Below are 19339 nucleotides of genomic sequence, written 5' to 3'. Positions count from 1 at the left end.
AATACGATTAACCTTATGATGCGAATACACCTGATTGCCATCGGCGGAAGCGCCATGCATAACCTTGCTATAGCCCTGAAACAGAAAGGTTTTCAGGTAAGCGGTTCTGATGATGCCATTTACGATCCTGCTAAATCACGACTTGAGAAGCATGGCATACTGCCCGCCGAACTTGGCTGGGATGAAAGCCGGATTGATGCGGGGCTCGATGCCGTCATACTGGGTATGCATGCAAGGGAAGATAATCCTGAACTGGCGCGTGCAAAAGCGCTTGGCCTGAAAATCTATTCATATCCTGAATACATTTATGAACAAAGCAAGGATAAACTGCGGGTCGTTATTGGCGGAAGCCACGGTAAAACAACGATTACCTCAATGATTCTTCATGTTTTGAAGGCATCCGGTAAACAGTTTGATTACCTGGTGGGGGCACAGCTTGAGGGCTTCGAGACGATGGTATCGCTTACAGATGCGCCGGTTATTGTGATCGAAGGTGATGAATATCTGTCTTCTCCGATCGACCGCCGGCCTAAGTTTCATCTCTACAAGGCAAACATCGGCGTGATTAGCGGAATTGCCTGGGACCACATCAACGTTTTTCCAACTTTTGAAATCTATAAGAAACAATTTGATCTGTTTATCGAAACCATTTGCGCCGGGGGAACGTTGATTTATTCAAAAGACGATGCCGAATTGGAACAACTTGTAACTTCAAACCAGAAGCAGATCGAAAAGATCCCGTATTCGGTGCCTGCCCACGTCATTGAACATGGCCGGACATACCTGACACCGGGGCATACTGCGCTTCAGATCTTTGGTATGCATAACTTGCTGAATATGAGTGCTGCGCGTGAAGTTTGTCTGAAACTCGGTATCGGGGAAGAAGCATTCTACCGAGCTATTTCAACATTTAAAGGTGCTTCAAAACGGCTGGAACTACTTGCGTCATCAGACCGGATGAACGTTTACAAAGATTTTGCGCATTCACCATCAAAGCTTAAGGCAACCATTGCGGCAGTTAAATCACAGTACCCGGAAAGAAAACTCATTGCCTGTGTAGAGCTGCATACATTCAGCAGCCTGAACAAGGACTTTCTTGCCGAATATGCCGGTACGATGGACCTTGCAGACGAAGCAATCGTCTTTATAAGTGATAAAACATTCGAACAAAAAAGATTGCAACCTTTTCACTACAAAGAGGTGCAAATATCCTTTAATAACTTAAATTTACACTTCTTTAAAGATGTTGAAACATTAGAAAAACATTTGCGTAGTCTGGATTATGGTCTAACTAACTTATTGTTAATGAGTTCAGGAAACTTTGCAGGAATGGACCTCGGTAAACTTGCGGATGATTTGATTAAAGATTAAGCAAAAACAACCCCATAAACACCCTAACAATCACAATGAACACAATCGGTAAGAACATCAGGCAATTACGCCAAAAGCAGGGCTGGAGCCAGGGGGAGGTAGCCAAAAGGCTAAACATCTCCATTCCGGCTTTTTCCAAAATTGAGACGGGAATCACTGACGTGAACTTGTCCAGGTTATCGCAGATCGCCAATTTATTTGACGTAACTGTGGTATCTATCATTGATACAAACGGTGAAAATAACAGCAACCTGGACGAAATCAGGACGTTGAAAGAATTGCTTAATTCGCGCGAGGCAGAGATCATCAAACTTCAGAAAAAAGTGATTGATCTCTACGAAGAGCGCGAAAAGGAAAAATAATCAGAATATCTTTTTGAGGGTCGCATGTCGTTTACCGAATGTTGCCCCGGTGGCCTGGTGTATAGCGAGCATTTTATCATTAAAGTCGCCAACCCAGGAAAGTTCAAGTTCTTTGTACTGATTGAGGGGAAGTACATATTCCTTTAGTTTGATGAACAAAGCTGACTCCAGGCCATGTTTTTGAAATGCCCTCTTTGTTCCCATTACAATTGCCCGCATCCGGGTTACGCCCACCCAGCGGCGATACGCAAACCGAATTTTTTCAATCAATCCCAGTTTGCCGTTAAAACCTTTGATCATTTGGTTGGCATCTGGAATGATGACTACGAATGATGCCGGTTCACCGTTTACATAAGCAAACCAAATCAGCTTTTCATCCATAATAAGTTCCATACTTTTAAAGCTCTTCTCAAGTACTTCGCGCTTTATAGGAACAAAGTTCTCAAAGTCTACCCAGGCATCATTGTAGATTTCCATTAGGTCTTTGATATACTTATCCTTGTTTTTGATGGAAAAGTGTTCGAAGGTATAACCATCTTTTTTCGCTACCCAGCTGGCAATTTTTGTAAAACGTTCGGGAAAAGGTTTTGCTACGGCAAGGTGGTTTGTGATCTGCTCATACGACGTCTGAAAGCCGTAGTTGAGAAACAGCTGGTGATAATAAGGGAGATGGTAATTCATGCCGAAAGATGGCGGCGTAAAACCTTCAATCAGCAGGCCCCAGAATGTATCGTTCTCGCCAAAGTTGATGGGTCCTTCCATGGCTTTCATACCACGTTCTTCGAGCCAGACCCTTGCGGTATCAAACAGCAGGTTTGCAGCCTCCTGGTTGTCTGTGCATTCAAAGAAACCGCATCCGCCGGTGGGAATGTCGTACTGGTGAGCCTTTTTCTCATTGATAAAGGCAGCAATCCGGCCAAGCGGCTCGCCAGCATCGCTGAATAAAAGCCATCGGGTACAGCTGCCATGTTCGAAAAAGGGATTTTTCACCGGATCAAACACATTCTCGATTTCCTGGTCCAGCGGACAGATCCAACTGGGATCGTTCTGGTAAAGTTTTTTTGGAATGTCCAGGAAAATTTTTTTGTCCTGGCGGCTGCTAACGGGTCTGATATTCATAGGCTGTTCGTGCACTGCAAAAATAAAAAGCATCCTGAAAGCAGGATGCTTTTTTTATATTTTATGTAATCGGTGTCGGCTCTTAAAAAAATCGGGCAGTGGCCAGATTAGTATTTATCATCGTCTTCATCATCATCAAAATTATCGAATGTATCGAAATCATCGAGCGGCATGTCAAAATCGTCATCCTCATCATCTTCGAACGGCTTTTTATTGCCTTTGTGATCCAGTTCCGAAAGGCCGTTTGCGCTTTCTTCGGTGTTATTCACCTCACTTTTCTTTATTGGTTTCTTTGGCGTTTTCATTACACAAAAATAAAGTTTGCTGTGATTTTTACTGAACTAAAATTACAAAATTCTTTTCAAAGAAAACAAGAAAACAAGCCCGGGCAGACCACGGTCATACGTATCATTCCCCGGCCTCCCCAATTGAATTATCGTCGGTTGTTATGTCTTTCAGCCTCGGCAGCTGATCAATGCCAGAGAGCGCAAAATAGTCCATAAACTGGGCGCTTGTTCCGTAAAGGATCGGCTTGCCGGGACCGTCTGCCTTGCCTACAATGCTGATAAGTTCCTTTTCGAGTAAACGCTGCACCGAATAGTCTGAGTTAACGCCGCGAATCTGCTCAATTTCAAGTTTTGTTATGGGCTGCCGGTAGGCCACAATGGCGAGGGTTTCTATAGCAGCCTGACTAAGTTTCTTTTTTGCCTGCTGTTGTTGCAGCACATTAACAGAATTGAAGAATTCCGGCTTCGTCAGAAACTGATAGCCGCCGCCAATTTTTACCGGTCTGAACGAAAAACCTGTCTCTGCATATTTTTCTTCAAGGGCCGTACAGGCGGCCTGAATATCCGCCTTGCTGAGCTCTGCTCCAAGAGAGGTATAGATGGCAAGGCGAATGTCTTCTTCTGAAATACTACCCTGAGCAGAAAAAATCAGGGCTTCGATATGTTGTTGAACTGCGGCATCAGACATGCGACAAAGGTAGTTCAAAGCGCCATAAAACAAAAAAAGCGGGAAAGTTTTAAACTTTACCGCTTTCAACACACAAATGAAACCTGAATTAAGATATAGTTTTAGGTTAGGTTTAAATATCTATATCAATTCTATAAGAACGCTTTTGGTAATCAGGTCTTTTACCTGATATCATGAAACAATTATAGAGCAAAGTTAAGACACCCCCTCAGGCATTTTAGTAAGTGGTAGTTATAATTGAGTAAACGGTAATCATTAATGCAGCGGTAGTAAAATTTGTACCGTGGTGCCGGAAGCACCGTTCTGAAAAATATGAAGTTGTATAGGTTTTGATGCAATCTGGCTCAACAGTCCGATTCTTTCTCTGGTCAGTTCCATGCCCTTGCTACTGTGCGCATGGCGTTTGTTGCGCTTCGAATTTTCTATGCCTACGCCATCATCCCTGATTTCTATAAAAAGATTGTCATTCTGGCCTTTCATAGTGATGAGAATCGTTCCCCCTTGCTCCTGGGGCATGATTCCGTGCCAGATTGCGTTCTCTATGTAAGGTTGCAGCAGCATAGACGGAATCATTGTCTCCTCTTTATCAATGCCGGGGTCAACCTCTATCGCATAGTTCAATTTCTCGCCGAACCTGTTTTTTTCAAGTTTGAGATAAAGGTTAAGGTATTCCAGTTCTTCTTCAACAGGGATATAACTCTTTGTACAGATATCGAGGTTTTTTCTGATCAGTTTCGCGAAACCGGTAAGGATCCGGTTGGCAGCTGAGTTATCCTGCGTATTGATGAAATGCTGAATGGAGTTCATTACATTGAATACAAAATGCGGATTCATCATGGCCTGCAAGGCCTGCTGCTCGAGGATCAGCACCTTATTACGGAGCAGCAACTGTTTTTGCTCTTTGTTTTTCTGTCGCCTGGTGATCCAGACGGCCAGGAGATAAAAGATATATGCAGCCAGGACAACGCTGATTACAACGAACCAGGGGCGCTGCCAGAACATCCCGGTTACTTCAAAACGCAGGGTTGCGGGATTGCTCCATGTGCTGTTCTGGTTTCTCGCGCTAACCTGAAAGCTATAGTTGCCCGGCTCAAGCGAAGACAATTCAATGCGGCGGTTTTTTGTTTGTGTCCAGGCACCATCATCTTTCAGCCGGTACCGATACATTACATTCCCCGAGCGGAAATTGAGTGCGCTGTATTCAATGTTAAGGTTGTTGCCGGGGCTAAGCACGAGGCTATCGGTATCAATGGCCAGGGGCGATTTGTTGTTTGTGATCGCCGTTAGGTAAATAGGAGGGGGGGACAGATCTGCCGTGTTCCGCTTGTCTGTGGCCAGAAAAACGAGACCCGAATTTGTACCGAAATAGGCATTCTGCCTGCCGATGAACACATCATTCACTTCATTGTTCAGAAGATCTTTGCCGTTTTCAAATATCGAGACCTTGTAACCTTTGCCTTCCTTTCTAACCTTGTTAATGCCCTTGTTCGTGACGACCCAGATATCGTTTCCGGCTACGAAAAGTTTATTGCAGATGTTATCCGTCAGCCCCTGCGCCCTGCTCAGGTGCGAAACAGCATGGCCCGGCTTATAGAACACAAGACCATAGCCATCTGTTGCCAGTACAAGTGTTCCGTCGGGCATCTCGATCATATCGTTAACACGTTTGTTCAGCAGACCGGCTGCATCCCGATGGGCTTTTAATCTGCCCTCAGAAAATTCGAAAAGCCCTTCAATATTTGAAAACCAGAGGTGATGTTTGCGGTCGTAAAATGCATAATACGCGCGGTCTTTAAAAAAATCGTGTTTCTCCCGGAATCGCAGCGACGAAAATTCGAGCTTTGGTGCTTCGCGGTTGGGAATAATCACAACGCCTGATGAAAGTGCAAGCGCAACCTGCCTGTTACTGCCCAGACTAAAGTGTTTTACAACAAACAGTACCCCGTTTGCTTCGCGGAGATAATCAATTTTGTAAGGCTTTTTGTAGATGTTCCTCACCACGCCAAAGCCATAGTCTGACGCGAAGTAAAGACTGTTGCCATCCAGCTCCAGCTGTTTGATCGATCTGAAAACCCGCTTATCCGGCAGATCGATGGTATGACAGGCAAAGTTGGATGAATTTACCTTTGTGATCTGCCCGTTGTTGCTGCCCAGCCACAGATTGTTTTTATCATCCATTACTACAGAACGCAGCGATTCATTTGGCAGCCCGTTATCCCTGTTCAGGATAAAAACCTGATCACCCTCGCGGGCAAGCATGTACAGGCCATTGGGCGTTGTGAACCACATGTTGCCGTTCCGGTCCTCAATTGTCTGCGTAACCGGTGTCCCGGGCAAAAAAGTTCGCACAACACCATTCTTCAGATTCAGCACACCTTTCTGGCTGCTGATCCACAGGCTGCTATTCAGGCTGTAAAAAAAATAACCGGGGTTAGCTGTAAGCAGTGAGCTGTCAATCGGCATGGAGGGGAGAACCATTCCGTTTTTCCACCTGTTCAGACCCTTTCGGTCAATAAAAAGCATGGTGCGGTCCTGCATATTTACCGCAGTCTTAAAGGAAAGTGGCAGCCGGCCAGCGCTCACGGTCTTAAACGACCTGCCGTTTAGCAGCGAGGCATGCGCATTGCTGATGGCCCAGATGCGGCCCTCCTGATCTTCATGCAGAATGGCGTTTATTAACTGGGACTTGTCGTCGGGGCTGGTGTACACATGAAAGCGGCGGCCATCCCACATGCCTACACGATTGGCATTTGAGCCGAACCAGATCCGGCCGCGGCTGTCTTCAAGAAATGATACAATAACCGCATGCAGGTTTAACTGGCGGATCATCGGGTTGTTTTGCTCGTTGTAGATCAGACCTTTATAATGATAGCTCAACTTGCCATTAAGAGCCAGAAACCAGATCCTGCCCGCACGGTCTTCCTTCAGCTGAAGAATCTGTGTGTCCGGCAATCCGTTATCTACCGTAAAGGTTTCGAACTCTTTACCATCGAAGCGGCTTACGCCTGCATCTGTTGCTACCCAAATAAAACCCTTGCGATCCTGCAGTACATTAAAACAATTGTTACCTGCCAGGCCCTGTCTGACCGTAAATCTGGAAAGGTAAGGCGACTGCGCAAATACGGGTACGGTCAGCAGAAGAAGACCGCATAAACATAGAATCCGGTGAAGGTGTTTATTTCTCAACCTGAATATTGGTATAGGATTTTATTTTTTCAAGGAAATCTGGCGCGCGCCGGCGGGATACGTTGATGGCATCGCCATTTTTCAAAATGATCTGCAGCCCGTTCCGTGAGTGAAATTCTTTTACAAAATCGAGGTTTACAATGCTTGACTTGTGTACCCTGACAAATCGCGTATCGGGTAAAAGCTCTTCATACTCCCGTAAAACCTTTGAAACCGTTATTTTTTCAAGGTTAACCAGGTTAAAGACTGAATAGTTGCTGTCTGCCTCTATATGTACGATGCTGTCGAGCTCAATAACCCTGAATCCCTGGCCATTTGGCAGTGTGATTTTTTTTAGCTCATTCCGGGTGCTGAGATCACCGGCCAGGTTTTCCAGTCGGTCGGAAAAACCGCCCTGGCTGTCTTTAAAGTTTTTTCGCTCTGCAGCTCTGGCAACGGCCACTTTAAGTTCATCAATGTCTATTGGTTTGAGCAGGTAATCCAGGGCATTGGCTTTTATGGCCTTCAGCGCGTACTGATCATACGCAGTAGTAAAAATGACCATGGCCTGTTGCTGTGCAATCGCGGGAAGCAGCTCAAAACCGTTGTCGCCCGGCATGGCAATATCAAGAAAGACGAGGTCGGTTTTTTGCTGGAGAAGCAATGCTCTCGCTTCGGCGACCGAGCGTGCAATCCCGCCTATTTCTACTTCAGGGCAGTTTTGCTGCAGCAGAAAGAAGAGTGAGGAGCGGGCAAACTCTTCATCGTCGACAATGATGGCTTTGAGCATTTCTGTGTGTTGATTGAGCCCGTTAAGTTATTCAAAAAAACCTTCAGATAAAAAAAATGACAACAAAGGAAATCCGTTGCACGCCGGCTTTCGTAAATGGTGAAGATCACTTTAAGAAACTTAAAACTTTTTCCATGATGAAAACTACTGACAATCAAGAATCACAGCTGATTTCAGGCTCAGGCGGACTAATCAGCTCCCGCCGTTCTTTCCTGCAGTTTGCGGGCGCGGGCGTTGCAGGGATGGCCCTGGTGGCTGCCGGCTGTAAGAAAAACCGGTACCCAAATTTCGAGACGGGCGATGGCGTCGATCTCGGTAAAGACGATATTGGCATATTAAATTATGCTTACGCGCTTGAGCAGCTGGAAGCAGCTTTCTATACGCAGGTAGTTGCCGGTGCAGGCTTCAGTACCTTCAACGATATGGAAAAAGCTTATCTCACAGATATTCGTGACCATGAGGTGGCGCACCGCGAATTTTTCAAAAACGCGTTGCAGGGCAATGCGATCCCTGCACTTGAAGTAAACTTCGCTTCGATAAATTTTGGTGATAAGACATCTATCCTTAATACGGCAAAGGCGTTTGAAGATTTGGGTTGTGCTGCATACAATGGCGCCGGAAAACTGATCAAGGACAAAAACTATCTGCTTCTTGCAGGGAAGATCGTTTCGGTTGAGGCACGTCATGCGGCATTGATCCGTGACCTGATTGCTGAAGGATCTTTTGCAAACAGCGAAGTTGTGGATGCCAATGGTCTGGAGAAATCAAAAGCACCGAAAGACGTTCTGGCTATCGCTGGTGCGTATATCAAAACAAAAATTAACGCAAGCAATTTACCTTCTTAAACCTCAGCGACCATGAATATTTTAGATATTATTGACGAAATTGAAAAAGCAGACGATACCATTACCGAAAGGTTAAGTCCGCGCAGACAGGCCATGAAAGATTTCTATGGCTTCGGATCAAAAATTGCGCTTGCTTCACTTCCTTTTGCTTTGGGATCGATGTTTAAAAAAGCGTATGGCCGCCAGACCAGCTCTACTGTGCTGAACGTGCTGAACTTTGCACTTACACTGGAATATCTTGAGGCAGAATTTTATACGCAGGCGGTGGCCCGTGGCACTGCCTTGATTCCTGCCGGTGCGGCAACCGGTGCCATTACAACTATACGTGATCATGAAAACCAGCATGTGGCCTTCTTAAGAACGGCAATTACGCAGGCTGGCGGAACACCGGTGCCAAAACCAACCTTCGATTTCTCTGGCGGCAACGGATCGGGAAATGGCCCTTATAAAGATGCCTTTTCAAACTATGGATTGTTCCTTGCTGTAGCGCAGACATTTGAAGATACAGGGGTTCGCGCATATAAAGGTCAGGCCGGAGATCTGCTTGGCAGCGGCGGTGTACTTGAAGCAGCGCTGAACATTCACTCTGTAGAAGCACGTCATGCAGCACATATTCGCCGCATGCGTCGTGCCAACGGAGCGCTTGTGCCATCAGGAGTAGTCGTTAAACCGTGGATCACTGAAAACCAGAGTGGTATTGCTGACGCAGGTGTGCAACCATCCTATAACGGTGAAGAGGTAAAATCGCAGGCGGGTATCGGGATCCAGAACATTAATGGTCAAAACGTTTCTGCTGCAGCAGCTTCAGAGGCTTTCGACGAGCCGTTAACAAAAGAACAGATCCTGGCAATCGTCGATCCGTTTATTGTATAACGTTCCATAAACGTTTAGTTTTAGGTATGGGGTAAGTGGCGAAAGCCATTTATCCCATTTTTTTAAGCATGGGTAACCTGCGCTTTTTCAGGTACCTGTGAGAGGCTGTCGCGCAGCTCCTAGGCTTAGTAATTGATCACCTGTTCCTCAAGATGTTCGGGAAGATCGCGGTAGTTATATTTCTGCCCCCTCAGCTGCGGTTCAAAGCCGGCTTCGCGAATGGCGCGCTGAATTCCTGCAGCGGTAAAGCGATGAGGGGCGCCAGCGGCTGAAACCACGTTTTCCTCGATCATAATTGACCCAAAGTCATTTGCCCCCGCGTGCAGGCATAACTGGGCCGTCTTTTTTCCAACGGTAAGCCAGCTGGCCTGAATGTTCCGGACGTTGGGCAGCATAATACGGCTCAGGGCAATCATCCTGATGTATTCATCTGCAGAGACATTGTTGCTGATACCGCGCAGGCGTTTGAGCAGTGTGCCATCATCCTGGAACGGCCAGGGTATGAAGGCCAGAAATCCGTTAGCATGTTCGGGCTTTTCACTTTGTACCTCCCTGATCCAGGCCAGGTGCTCAAAACGTTCGTACAGGGTTTCCACGTGCCCGAACATCATGGTTGCAGAGGTGGTAATGTCAAGCTGATGAGCGGCACGCATCACATCCAGCCATTCTTTTCCCCCGCATTTGCCCTTGCTGATCAACCGGCGAACACGGTCATTCAAAATCTCGGCGCCTGCGCCGGGAAGTGAATCAAGACCTGCATCTTTCAGTGTACTTAAAACCTGGGTATGCGAGATGCCTTCCAGTTTAGCAATGTGCGCGATCTCAGGCGGACCTAACGCATGCAACTTCAGGTCAGGATAAAGTTCTTTCAGTTTTTTGAAAAGGTCTGCGTAAAACTGCAAGCCCAGATCGGGGTGATGCCCGCCCTGCAGAAGCAACTGGTCGCCACCAAGCCTGAAGGTCTCTTCAATCTTTACTTTATAGGTTTCTATGTCGGTAATGTAGCTGTCTTCATGGCCTGGGCGGCGAAAGAAATTACAGAACTTGCAATTGGCTATACAAACATTTGTCGTATTTACATTCCGGTCGATCTGCCAGGTAACCTTGCCGCCCGGAACCTGGATTTTCCTGAGCGCGTTTGCGGTAAACATCAGCGAAGCGGTATCTGCTTCCCGGAATAAGAACATTCCTTCTTCAATACTAAGAAATTCGAAGTTCCGGGCTTTTTGCAGCAAGTCGGCAGTATTCATACTGCAAATATACCAATAATACCGTTCCTGATGCGCCCGGCAGAAACTGTCGGACCGAAAATGTGATGCATTTTACAAAAAAGCGATGAGGCGATTGAGCCGGGAGCGAAGAAATTGTCAGTATGGCATCAGCTGTTTGAATGCAGGGAAAGATTACAAAGGAATAAACTATATTTACCGGCTTTAGCAGATCCTATGGTAAGTTTTAACCGTTTTACGCTTGATAACGGACTGAAAGTCCTGGTGCATGAAGATCCCACGACGCCGATGGCCGTATTAAATGTACTCTATGATGTTGGTGCGCGGGATGAAAACCCTGAACAAACAGGTTTCGCACACCTTTTCGAACACCTAATGTTTGGCGGCTCTGTCAACATTCCAACCTACGACGAGCCATTGCAGCGGGTAGGAGGGGAAAACAATGCATTCACCAGCAATGACATTACGAACTATTATCTGACGCTGCCTGCGGAAAATATAGAAACAGCTTTCTGGCTGGAAAGCGACCGGATGCTGAGCCTGGCATTCACTGATAAAAGCCTGGAGGTTCAGCGCAACGTGGTTTGTGAAGAATTTAAGCAGCGTTACCTGAATCAGCCGTATGGCGATGTCTGGCTTAAACTGCGGCCGCTGGCCTACCGTGAGCATCCCTACCGCTGGGCAACCATCGGGAAGGAACTGTCGCATATAGAAAACGCCACCATGGCAGATGTCAGGGCATTTTTTAAAAAACACTATAATCCGCAGAATGCGATCCTCGTGGTAGGAGGTAATGTAAAAACTGCCGAAATGAAAGCGCTGGCGAACAAATGGTTCGGCGACATTCCGGCCGGAGAAAAGTATAACCGTACTCTACCCCAGGAGCCGGAGCAAACAGAGGCCAGAACGGAAACGGTGAAGGCCGATGTTCCCCTGGATGCGATCTATATGGCGTTTAAAATGGGAAAACGTACAGATCCCGATTATTATGCCTTTGACCTGCTTTCTGATATTCTTTCCCGCGGGAAGTCGTCGAGACTGTATAATGCTCTTTTGAAAGAAAAGCAGCTCTTTACCGAGATTAACGGCTATAACATGGGTAGTCTTGATAACGGGCTTTTTATTGTGGAAGGTAAACTGGCTGAAGGTATCGCTATGGAACAGGCTGAACAGGCAATTTGGGAAGAATTGCGGCGTGTGGCTGAAGAGCTGGTAACTGAAGAAGAGCTAACAAAAGTAAAAAACAAGGTGGAATCGACTATGCTATTTGCCGAGATGAGTTTACTCGACAAGGCAATGAACCTTGCTTTTTACGAATTGCTTGGGGATGCAGCCCTGCTGAGCGAAGAAACAGGCCGTTACCTTGATGTCGACGCCGGACAGATCAGACAGGCTGCGGCGGCTACGTTTACAAAAGAAAAAAGTTCCATCCTTTATTATTTAAAAAATGCTTAACAGAAGCGAAGCACCGGCTTTCAGGCTGGTTTCAGATATACACTTCATCGAACCGGTGAAGCGTCATTTGCAAAACGGGGTCCCGGTCTTTTCACTTTACGCACCCGAACAGGACCTGGTGAGGATCGAGTTTATTTTCGAGAATATAGGCCGGCAGGCGAATCCGCTGCAGTCAATGGCAGCAAACAACCTGCTTAATAACGGAACGGCGCGCCTGTCTGCAAAAGAAATTGCAGAACGGGTGGACTTTTATGGTGCGTTTCTGCAGACGGATTACAACCCGGACCATGCGTCGCTCACGTTGTATACCCTGAATAAACATCTTGAAGCGGTATTGCCGATTGTATACGATGTGCTTACAGGCAGCGTATTTCCTGATGAAGAGCTTGCCATCTTTGTTCGCAACCAGAAACAAAAACTGCTGGTAAATCTTAAGAAAAACGATTTTGTTGCGCGCAGATTGTTTTCGGGAACTTTGCTGGAAGGAACGCCCTATGGATATGTTCCGGTAGCCGAAGATTTTGATGCGCTGACCAGAGCTATGCTGCAGGATTACTTTGAAGCCGGTTACGGCCCGGCAAACTGCACCATCATTGCTGCGGGTAAGTTCGAAGAAACATCTTTCTCGCTGCTTGACAAGTTTTTTGGCCGCGACTGGAATGAAACGCAGAAAAGTGAGGCACAGCATTTTGAAGCTCCTGATTCATCCCGTAAAGAAATCTACAGTGAAGTTCCTGACGCCCTGCAATCAGCCATCCGCCTTGGTTCACTGAGTATTAACCGCCGCGATCCGGATTTCCCTGCCTTGCAGGTGTTAAACTGTGTGTTGGGTGGATATTTCGGCTCGAGGCTGATGGCCAACATCCGCGAAGATAAAGGCTTCACCTATGGAATCGGCTCCGGACTTGCATCGCTGAAGCATGCCGGTTACTTTTTTGTGTCGACAGAAGTAGGCGCTGATGTCTGCGGGGCAGCACTCTCGGAAATTTACAAAGAAATCAGCCTCTTACATGAAGAGCTGATAGGCGAGGAGGAGCTTTCGCTGGTTCGCAACTACATGATGGGCTCATTACTGGGTAGCCTTGAGAACGTTTTTTCGCACGCAGACAAGTTTAAGAATGTTTATTTCTCGGGCCTTGACTACGGGTATTACAAAAATTATATCCAGACCATACGCGAGGTGAGCGCAGATAAGTTGCAGCAGCTTGCGCGTCGTTATCTGGACCCGCAAAACTTTGTTGAAGTGGTGGTTGGAAAAAAACAAGGGCTGCAGGTTTAACCTGCAGCCTTTTTTATCAGGATATTTTTGCCAGAACAGCCTTGACCTTATCTGCCTGGTAGATCTTTTTGTAAAAATCGACCAGGGCGTTGTACCGGTCTGGTCCAAAAGTACGGTCATTGATCAGCAAGCGTCGTCTGTAAATTATTTTGCCTTCTTTCTCGCTCATGTTGATTTCATATTTTCCAAACTCACTTTCGTGGCTTACCGGCTTGGGCAAAAACTCAACTTTGTAGCCTTTTGGAAGTGTAAAGGTCAACTCATCGTCGTCCTGAAACCCGAAAGGAAGAGCAAAGGGAGTTTTCCTGTTTTCTACTGAAGCAGGAACAGACTCCCGCCTGTTCAGCAGATTCAGGGTTAAAAATGCTTTGTCGCCACCAGATGTGAGGATTTTTGATGCCTTTACCTTCAGCTCTTCCTGCATTTCAGCTTTTGTACGATCTGGCTGACGCAGCGCATAGGAGATAATCTCAGGGCTTATAGTACTATAACTTTCAATCAGATACTTTCGCTGTTCAGATGGTTCAGATGACAACATCTCCATATTGCCTTCATACTGAGCAGCCCCAAAAGTCGTATTGATCATAATATCCGCGTTTCCGTCTTCATGCAGTACAACTTCGGCTTGTCTGCGCTGATAGTTTTTCTGAGGGGTCAGCGCGGGTGTGCGCGCTAAAACACCTCCCTTTTCTGTAACCAGCAATACTGTGCGGTTTGCTATGCTTTGAGACACATAACCGCCCGGAGTGCGCTGGCTGGTACACTCAAGCCACGTCGTGTCCTTTCCCATAGGAACACTCAGAATCATATGGTTGGCCTGATTGAAGCTCGCGAAGTCTTTTTTCAGTGATGGCATGCCTGCGCCGATCACTACAAGTTGCGAAGAAATGCCGACTTCCTGCAGCATGGCTTTCATATAGTTAGAAAGCGCCTTACAATCGCCATAACTTACCTGCGAGACCTTTTCAGCGGCTATAGGGCGAAAGCCGCCTATCCCGAGTTGTACGCTGACATATCTGGTGCTTTGCTGCAGGTGGTTATAGAGCACGGCCACCTTCTGTGCCGGCGTAACGCAATCCTTTGTTAATTCATGTACGAGTTTTGCTTTTTCAGGGCTTAACTTGTCACCGCCGCTGCTCAGGTCAAAAATCCACTTTCCCAGATCATTCCAGTTGCCAAGCTTACCTTCAGACCGGTCATAAACAAACTTATTTGGCGATACCTGTACCCATGGTGTAAGCTGGTTCAGCCCTGTACTGAATGGCTCATCCTCGTACGCGGCCAGGTTACTGGCTGTCCAGCGATAGTGCATTTTGTGATCTTTCAGTGTCGAATCTGTCTGCAGATTATTGCTCTTAAGCATTTTCACCCTAAATCCTTCTGGAACAATCAGTTCATAGGACGAGCGCTCTACCGCAAAACCAAAGTCGGCCAGGGGATTCCAGGAGGGGTAATTGAGCAGCCCGTCAAAACTTTTACTAAAACTGTACTCGAACGTATAAGGATAACTCTGGTTGCTTGCAGCGAGGTGTTTCACCCGGTAATCTTCATAAAGCGAATAGCTTGAAATGGCGCTCTGGTCTATGAAATCAGATGATTTGTATTCTTTTGTTTTTTTACCCCAGGCGTCATAAAGGGTTGCCTTAAGGTTGTAAATCGAACTGGAACGATCGTAAAACTCGGTGAAGGCAGCAGCATGGTCGCCGTTTTTATTTAGTACGGTTACGACGTATTTGGTGGTCTGCACGGCGTTTCCGGGACCTTTCACTTCGAACCGGGTATCATCCATACGGACAATATAAGATGCTTTTTCCTGAAGGTTGCCCGCAATTTTGCCTGCATCGTAGTCTTGTGCAGAGGCTGCGGTAACAAAGCAGGTTGTCAGAATTGCTGTTATCAATTTCCTGATCATATCTTTTTGAAAACAATTTGTTCTGCCTGTTTACTTACAATATTCTTGAAAAGCTCCTTCAGATCGTGGTACTCTTCAGGGCTGAAGAGAGATTTATTTATAGCGATCTTACTTGTTATAAGTATCTGATTATCCTGCTCATTGAAAATAAAAGTAAATGCCGCTGAATTGTCTTTTAGTTTAAATATTTCGCTCTTTGGTGTCTTCTCGATTTTGTATCCCACTGGATAACTCACCATAATCTTATATACTTCTTCCGAAGGATAGGCAAAGTCTACCGGAAACTTCCGTTCTTCAAGTTTGAACGGATTCTCTTTTGTACGTTCGAATAAAAGCGGATTAAAATATACCAAATTGCCCGCTTCCTCAACCTGCTCGTCGATGGTTATGTCCATCGTTTCAATAAGCGTTTCGTGTAAATTGTCAAGAGCATCGACTTTGTACTTGAGAATGTTTAAGCCAGGTTTTTCAGATTTAAACGATTTAAGAAAGTCGGCCTCGTTAGCCGCTTTCCGGTAGCCCGTGCGCCGGCTCACACCGCTGTGCCCGCTATTGTAATGGAAGAGGGTACCTGATAGTTTATTGTCAGTGCCAAGGGTGAGATTGTACATATAAGTCTTCCGCGCCGGAGATGATGCTTCGAGTGAGATCCATCCGGCCGACGAGCCAACCCGCAAACCGGTATGGTTCAGACTTACCGCCCCAATCATGCCCGGATAATTCTCCGGACCGGTTGCATCGAGCAGATAAGTCTCCTTTCCGGCTACGGCCTCAATAACAATATTGTCGAACTTGCTGAGCATGGGATAACCGGGGTGCGCCCCATTCGGCCGTGTACTCAGCAGTACGGGGCTTGCTTCTATTTTTGCTTCAGACAAAAGGGCAAGCAAAGCAAGATTGATATCTGCCGAATTGCCTGTCTTTTTTTCCATTGCCGACTTCACATTTGTAAATGAACTGTACATCTGGTGACTGCCGTTCCACTTCATGTTCTTTTGAACATAGTTGAAAATATGCCTGATGCGGTCTTTATCTGCCGTGTCGTTCTTGATCAGTTCGGTAACGATGCTCCGGGTAAATCCTGATTTTTTTGCATAACCGCCAAAACTTTCATCTGCATACAGGTCTGCTATAATTTTGCCCCAGTTCCCTGTATAATCCCGGTAAAATTCGCCGGGGAAGTTCGTTGAAAGCAGTTCAAACTCAATTTTCGCCGTATAATCGCTCAGCGCTGTGATAAAAGACTCGTCTTTTACTGCGGGTGCATTTTCGACTACATATTTGGTAAATAAGGCCGTAGTTCCTACAGATCCCGCGCCCGAAATGTAGTAGCTGGCATTGACCGACTCGTTTTTTACAACCTGGATAGGGAAAAATCCGGTAGGGTTTACCTTGTAACGGAAGTACTCGGGGATACTGATTGAATACTCTGAATATAGTGTCGGGTAACTTCCCTGAAAGGACCAGTCGCGTAGCGTGAAGATATAGTCTGATTTGATGCGCAGTTTGTATTCGATAATTGAGCCTTCTTTAACGTTTGGAAGCGTGTATTTTTTGATGCTGCGAAATCTGTCTACGTTTTCGGTAAAGCGTGCATCTTTAGCCATTTTGACGGCTACTACCTTTCCGTTTTCGAGGTTATAGGTTGCGGCTTCCAGGTTATCAACCGTTTCTTTGCTGGTTCCTGAACCCCGAAAAAGGCTTATTTCGAAATTAGCAAGGTCATATGCATTTTTGTTGTTGATCTTGTACCGGAAATGCCGTTCGTACACAAATGCGAAGCCTCCGGTAAGCGAATTTATTTCAAAATAGCCGTTCCCGATATCAAATATTTTAATGGCAGCGGCAGCACTGTCAGCTCCGGCGGCCCGGACGTTAAATTCAGCGGGATCGACTTTTCCGAATTTGAAGGTTTTAGGTGTGGTTTGGCTTTGGGCGAAGCCAACAGCAGAGGCAATTGCTAAGGGCAGCAATGCCAGGATGAATTTGAGATGCATGAGAGATAGCGTTAATCTTAATGCAATGATATAGTTTTTGTGATTAAATAAAAAAATAAAAATAAGATGAACAGAAGGCCGACACTTCAGCGTTATTGCTCCTGCAACATCGTAACCACACCATCCATTGTAGAGACAAGGATTCTGCGGCCGGCAAGCACATTTACCGTGTTTACCATTGAATTGTCGACCTTATGGCCCCATCGTGTTGCTTTTCCGTCAGGGCTGATTGCATAAACTACGCCGTTACGCGTACCAAAATATACTTTGTCTTTACCGGCAATGAGCATGGATGGGGCATGTTCGTACCCAAAACCTACGTTCAGCCTCCAGGCGATTCCGCTGTTCGTGCGGCCGGGTTTAAAAGCCACCACCTCGTCCTGCATGGTCTTTGCATAAATAAAGCTGCCGTCGGCGGCGATGCCGGTCGACTCCCGCACCCGGGCTTCGTTATTGCGCCAAAGGGTCTGACCAGTAGCAAGATCAATCGCACTGAGGGTACGGTCGGGCGCTGATATATAAATTACACCGTCTTTTTCGACCGGCGTACACATGGCAGGCGATAGCATCCGGTTGCCATTGCCGTTGTTCCACTTCCATAACAGCGCACCTGTTCTGGTATCAAGCGCGTACAGATGACGGTCCCATGAGCCGAATACAATCGTATTTCCGGTGATGAGCGGTTTGCCTACGATCGTCCCGCCAAGGCCGTTGAAAGTCCAGATGACCTTGCCGGAACGCGCATCCAGGGCCCGGAAACAGCTATCGCTGGAGCCGATATAAACAGTTTTGCCTTCAACCAGCGGACTTCCAAGCACAGACTGTTTTGCTGCGAATGTCCAGGCGGGCTTACCGTTCGCAGCTCTTAGTGCGTAAACTTTGCCATCGCCTGAGCCGGTAATGACAAGGTCTTTCCACGAAGCCGCAGAACTGTAGATCGCGCCGCCGGTCTGGAAGCTCCAGATCTTTTTTCCGTTATCGGCGCTAAGCGCTTCTATCGTGCCCAGGCTGTTTCCAAAAATCACCAGCTTTTTGTGCTGCAGCGGTGTGTTTACAACGTTTGCCGCGCTGTGATAAGTCCATGATTTGCGCACCTCTGGATATCTGGCATTGATGCCGCTGTCCGGCCGTGCATAACTGCGGCCGTCATTGTGATACGTTTCGAGCCCAAACTTTCTCCATGGATTGCGAAGCGCCTGTCCCGGTCTCTTTTCGGCAAAGAATACAGAATCTGTCCGCATCGTTACAATATTGTAACCGCCAATGCTGTCTTTTGCCCGCAGGTTAGACCGGCCCATCGTGCCTTTGATACCTTCAAAGTCGTAAGGCTGATTTTGGTGTCCATGTCCGCAAATGGCATATTGAATGTTGTATCGTTTTAACCGGTCGGTGGCTTCATACCAGTTATCGAGGCTGTTATCTAAAGGATAATGATTGATAAATACAATTCGCTGTCCTGCTGGCGCATCTTTTAACACCTTGTCCATCCAGATGATACCATCGCGGGGAATATGCCCATCAGACATACGCACATAGGGGCCACAGGCATTGCCGATGAACGTAAACCCTTTGTGCGTGAAATTAAATTTATCAGCGCCGAAAGTCCGGATAAACGAAACACCGCCCGATTCGGACCAGCCGGTATCGTGGTTTCCCGGGATGACATGGTAGGGTTTGTTCAGTCCGGAAAGAATCTCTTTTGTCAGGGTTAGTTCCTTGTTGGTGCCCATTTCTGTCAGATCGCCCGTTACCAACACAAAATCAATATCGGTAAGCTCGTTGATATCGGCTACAGTATTACGAAGGTCGCGCTCGCCGCTGTCTGAACCCACATGTGTGTCGGTTACAAATGCATATCTGAATTGCTGCGCTGCTGCGTTGATGCTTAACAGGGCGGTGAAGAGAAAACCGAGGAAAATTTTCATTGCGTCTTTTTGCTGTTTTATAATTTAAATATGCGCATTTGT

Annotated in this window: 15 protein-coding genes; 6 read left to right on the top strand and 9 right to left on the bottom strand. The window is 46.6% G+C overall.

Features of this window, described 5'->3' with window-relative positions:
- The first annotated feature begins 18 nt into the window (after positions 1-18).
- Together murC and EJV45_RS00325 are read left to right on the top strand one after the other, a co-directional pair.
- The gene (gene murC, locus EJV45_RS00330) at positions 19-1371 is read left to right on the top strand and encodes a UDP-N-acetylmuramate--L-alanine ligase (protein WP_129713756.1); all 1353 of its coding nucleotides are present in this window, start codon (positions 19-21) and stop codon (positions 1369-1371) included.
- A gap of 35 nt (positions 1372-1406) precedes the next feature.
- Positions 1407-1733 (top strand): helix-turn-helix domain-containing protein, encoded by a 327-nt coding sequence (locus EJV45_RS00325; protein ID WP_129713628.1) that lies wholly within the window; start codon positions 1407-1409, stop codon positions 1731-1733.
- Here EJV45_RS00325 and EJV45_RS00320 read toward each other — a convergent pair whose 3' ends face one another.
- The 5 genes from EJV45_RS00320 to EJV45_RS00300 all read right to left on the bottom strand — a co-directional run bounded on the left by EJV45_RS00320 (position 1734) and on the right by EJV45_RS00300 (position 7782).
- Entirely contained in the window at positions 1734-2852 is a 1119-nt protein-coding gene (locus tag EJV45_RS00320) for a GNAT family N-acetyltransferase (protein WP_129713627.1), read from the bottom strand.
- Positions 2853-2959: 107 nt separating this feature from the next.
- Entirely contained in the window at positions 2960-3157 is a 198-nt protein-coding gene (locus tag EJV45_RS00315) for a hypothetical protein (RefSeq protein ID WP_129713626.1), read from the bottom strand.
- 103 nt (positions 3158-3260) lie between these two features.
- On the bottom strand, positions 3261-3827 hold the full coding sequence (gene scpB, locus EJV45_RS00310) for an SMC-Scp complex subunit ScpB (protein WP_129713625.1): 567 nt from the start codon (positions 3825-3827) through the stop codon (positions 3261-3263).
- Between the two features lie 255 nt (positions 3828-4082).
- Positions 4083-7013, bottom strand: coding sequence for a two-component regulator propeller domain-containing protein (locus EJV45_RS00305; RefSeq protein ID WP_240755147.1), 2931 nt, complete (start codon positions 7011-7013; stop codon positions 4083-4085).
- Complete coding sequence (locus EJV45_RS00300; RefSeq protein ID WP_129713623.1) at positions 7003-7782, bottom strand: LytTR family DNA-binding domain-containing protein; 780 nt, start codon at positions 7780-7782, stop codon at positions 7003-7005. The genes EJV45_RS00305 and EJV45_RS00300 overlap by 11 nt, the downstream gene beginning before the upstream one ends.
- A gap of 56 nt (positions 7783-7838) precedes the next feature.
- On the opposite strand from EJV45_RS00300, the gene EJV45_RS00295 reads away from it, so the two are divergent.
- Positions 7839-8627 carry a ferritin-like domain-containing protein gene (locus tag EJV45_RS00295; protein ID WP_370291086.1) on the top strand — a complete coding sequence of 263 codons (789 nt, stop codon included), beginning with the start codon at positions 7839-7841 and terminating at the stop codon, positions 8625-8627.
- Between the two features lie 12 nt (positions 8628-8639).
- A complete protein-coding gene (locus EJV45_RS00290; protein WP_129713622.1) occupies positions 8640-9500 on the top strand; it encodes a ferritin-like domain-containing protein in 861 nt (286 codons plus the stop codon).
- A gap of 125 nt (positions 9501-9625) precedes the next feature.
- Here EJV45_RS00290 and EJV45_RS00285 read toward each other — a convergent pair whose 3' ends face one another.
- A complete protein-coding gene (locus EJV45_RS00285; protein ID WP_129713621.1) occupies positions 9626-10750 on the bottom strand; it encodes a CofH family radical SAM protein in 1125 nt (374 codons plus the stop codon).
- A gap of 195 nt (positions 10751-10945) precedes the next feature.
- On the opposite strand from EJV45_RS00285, the gene EJV45_RS00280 reads away from it, so the two are divergent.
- Entirely contained in the window at positions 10946-12184 is a 1239-nt protein-coding gene (locus EJV45_RS00280) for a pitrilysin family protein (protein ID WP_129713620.1), read from the top strand.
- The gene (locus tag EJV45_RS00275) at positions 12177-13463 is read left to right on the top strand and encodes a pitrilysin family protein (RefSeq protein ID WP_129713619.1); all 1287 of its coding nucleotides are present in this window, start codon (positions 12177-12179) and stop codon (positions 13461-13463) included. The genes EJV45_RS00280 and EJV45_RS00275 overlap by 8 nt, the downstream gene beginning before the upstream one ends.
- A 16-nt stretch (positions 13464-13479) precedes the next feature.
- Here EJV45_RS00275 and EJV45_RS00270 read toward each other — a convergent pair whose 3' ends face one another.
- The 3 genes from EJV45_RS00270 to EJV45_RS00260 form a co-directional block, all read right to left on the bottom strand.
- The gene (locus EJV45_RS00270; protein WP_129713618.1) at positions 13480-15375 is read right to left on the bottom strand and encodes a DUF3857 domain-containing protein; all 1896 of its coding nucleotides are present in this window, start codon (positions 15373-15375) and stop codon (positions 13480-13482) included.
- Positions 15372-17372 carry a DUF3857 domain-containing protein gene (locus EJV45_RS00265; protein ID WP_129713617.1) on the bottom strand — a complete coding sequence of 667 codons (2001 nt, stop codon included), beginning with the start codon at positions 17370-17372 and terminating at the stop codon, positions 15372-15374. The genes EJV45_RS00270 and EJV45_RS00265 overlap by 4 nt, the downstream gene beginning before the upstream one ends.
- A 92-nt stretch (positions 17373-17464) precedes the next feature.
- Positions 17465-19297, bottom strand: a complete 1833-nt coding sequence (locus tag EJV45_RS00260) for a PQQ-binding-like beta-propeller repeat protein (RefSeq protein ID WP_129713616.1) — start codon at positions 19295-19297, stop codon at positions 17465-17467.
- Positions 19298-19339: the final 42 nt, after the last annotated feature.

It is taken from the genome of Pedobacter sp. SYP-B3415, assembly GCF_004138205.1.
Taxonomy (GTDB): domain Bacteria; phylum Bacteroidota; class Bacteroidia; order Sphingobacteriales; family Sphingobacteriaceae; genus Pedobacter.
This window is presented reverse-complemented; position numbering and strand designations above follow the sequence as displayed.

Bases quoted from the DNA above. Each gene is read 5' to 3' on its own strand.
- murC (WP_129713756.1), top strand. From the start codon at position 19: ATGCGAATACACCTGATTGCCATCGGCGGAAGCGCCATGCATAACCTT.
- EJV45_RS00325 (WP_129713628.1), top strand. From the start codon at position 1,407: ATGAACACAATCGGTAAGAACATCAGGCAATTACGCCAAAAGCAGGGC.
- EJV45_RS00320 (WP_129713627.1), bottom strand. From the start codon at position 2,852: ATGAATATCAGACCCGTTAGCAGCCGCCAGGACAAAAAAATTTTCCTG.
- EJV45_RS00315 (WP_129713626.1), bottom strand. From the start codon at position 3,157: ATGAAAACGCCAAAGAAACCAATAAAGAAAAGTGAGGTGAATAACACC.
- scpB (WP_129713625.1), bottom strand. From the start codon at position 3,827: ATGTCTGATGCCGCAGTTCAACAACATATCGAAGCCCTGATTTTTTCT.
- EJV45_RS00300 (WP_129713623.1), bottom strand. From the start codon at position 7,782: ATGCTCAAAGCCATCATTGTCGACGATGAAGAGTTTGCCCGCTCCTCA.
- EJV45_RS00295 (WP_370291086.1), top strand. From the start codon at position 7,839: ATGACAACAAAGGAAATCCGTTGCACGCCGGCTTTCGTAAATGGTGAA.
- EJV45_RS00290 (WP_129713622.1), top strand. From the start codon at position 8,640: ATGAATATTTTAGATATTATTGACGAAATTGAAAAAGCAGACGATACC.
- EJV45_RS00285 (WP_129713621.1), bottom strand. From the start codon at position 10,750: ATGAATACTGCCGACTTGCTGCAAAAAGCCCGGAACTTCGAATTTCTT.
- EJV45_RS00280 (WP_129713620.1), top strand. From the start codon at position 10,946: ATGGTAAGTTTTAACCGTTTTACGCTTGATAACGGACTGAAAGTCCTG.
- EJV45_RS00275 (WP_129713619.1), top strand. From the start codon at position 12,177: ATGCTTAACAGAAGCGAAGCACCGGCTTTCAGGCTGGTTTCAGATATA.
- EJV45_RS00270 (WP_129713618.1), bottom strand. From the start codon at position 15,375: ATGATCAGGAAATTGATAACAGCAATTCTGACAACCTGCTTTGTTACC.
- EJV45_RS00265 (WP_129713617.1), bottom strand. From the start codon at position 17,372: ATGCATCTCAAATTCATCCTGGCATTGCTGCCCTTAGCAATTGCCTCT.
- EJV45_RS00260 (WP_129713616.1), bottom strand. From the start codon at position 19,297: ATGAAAATTTTCCTCGGTTTTCTCTTCACCGCCCTGTTAAGCATCAAC.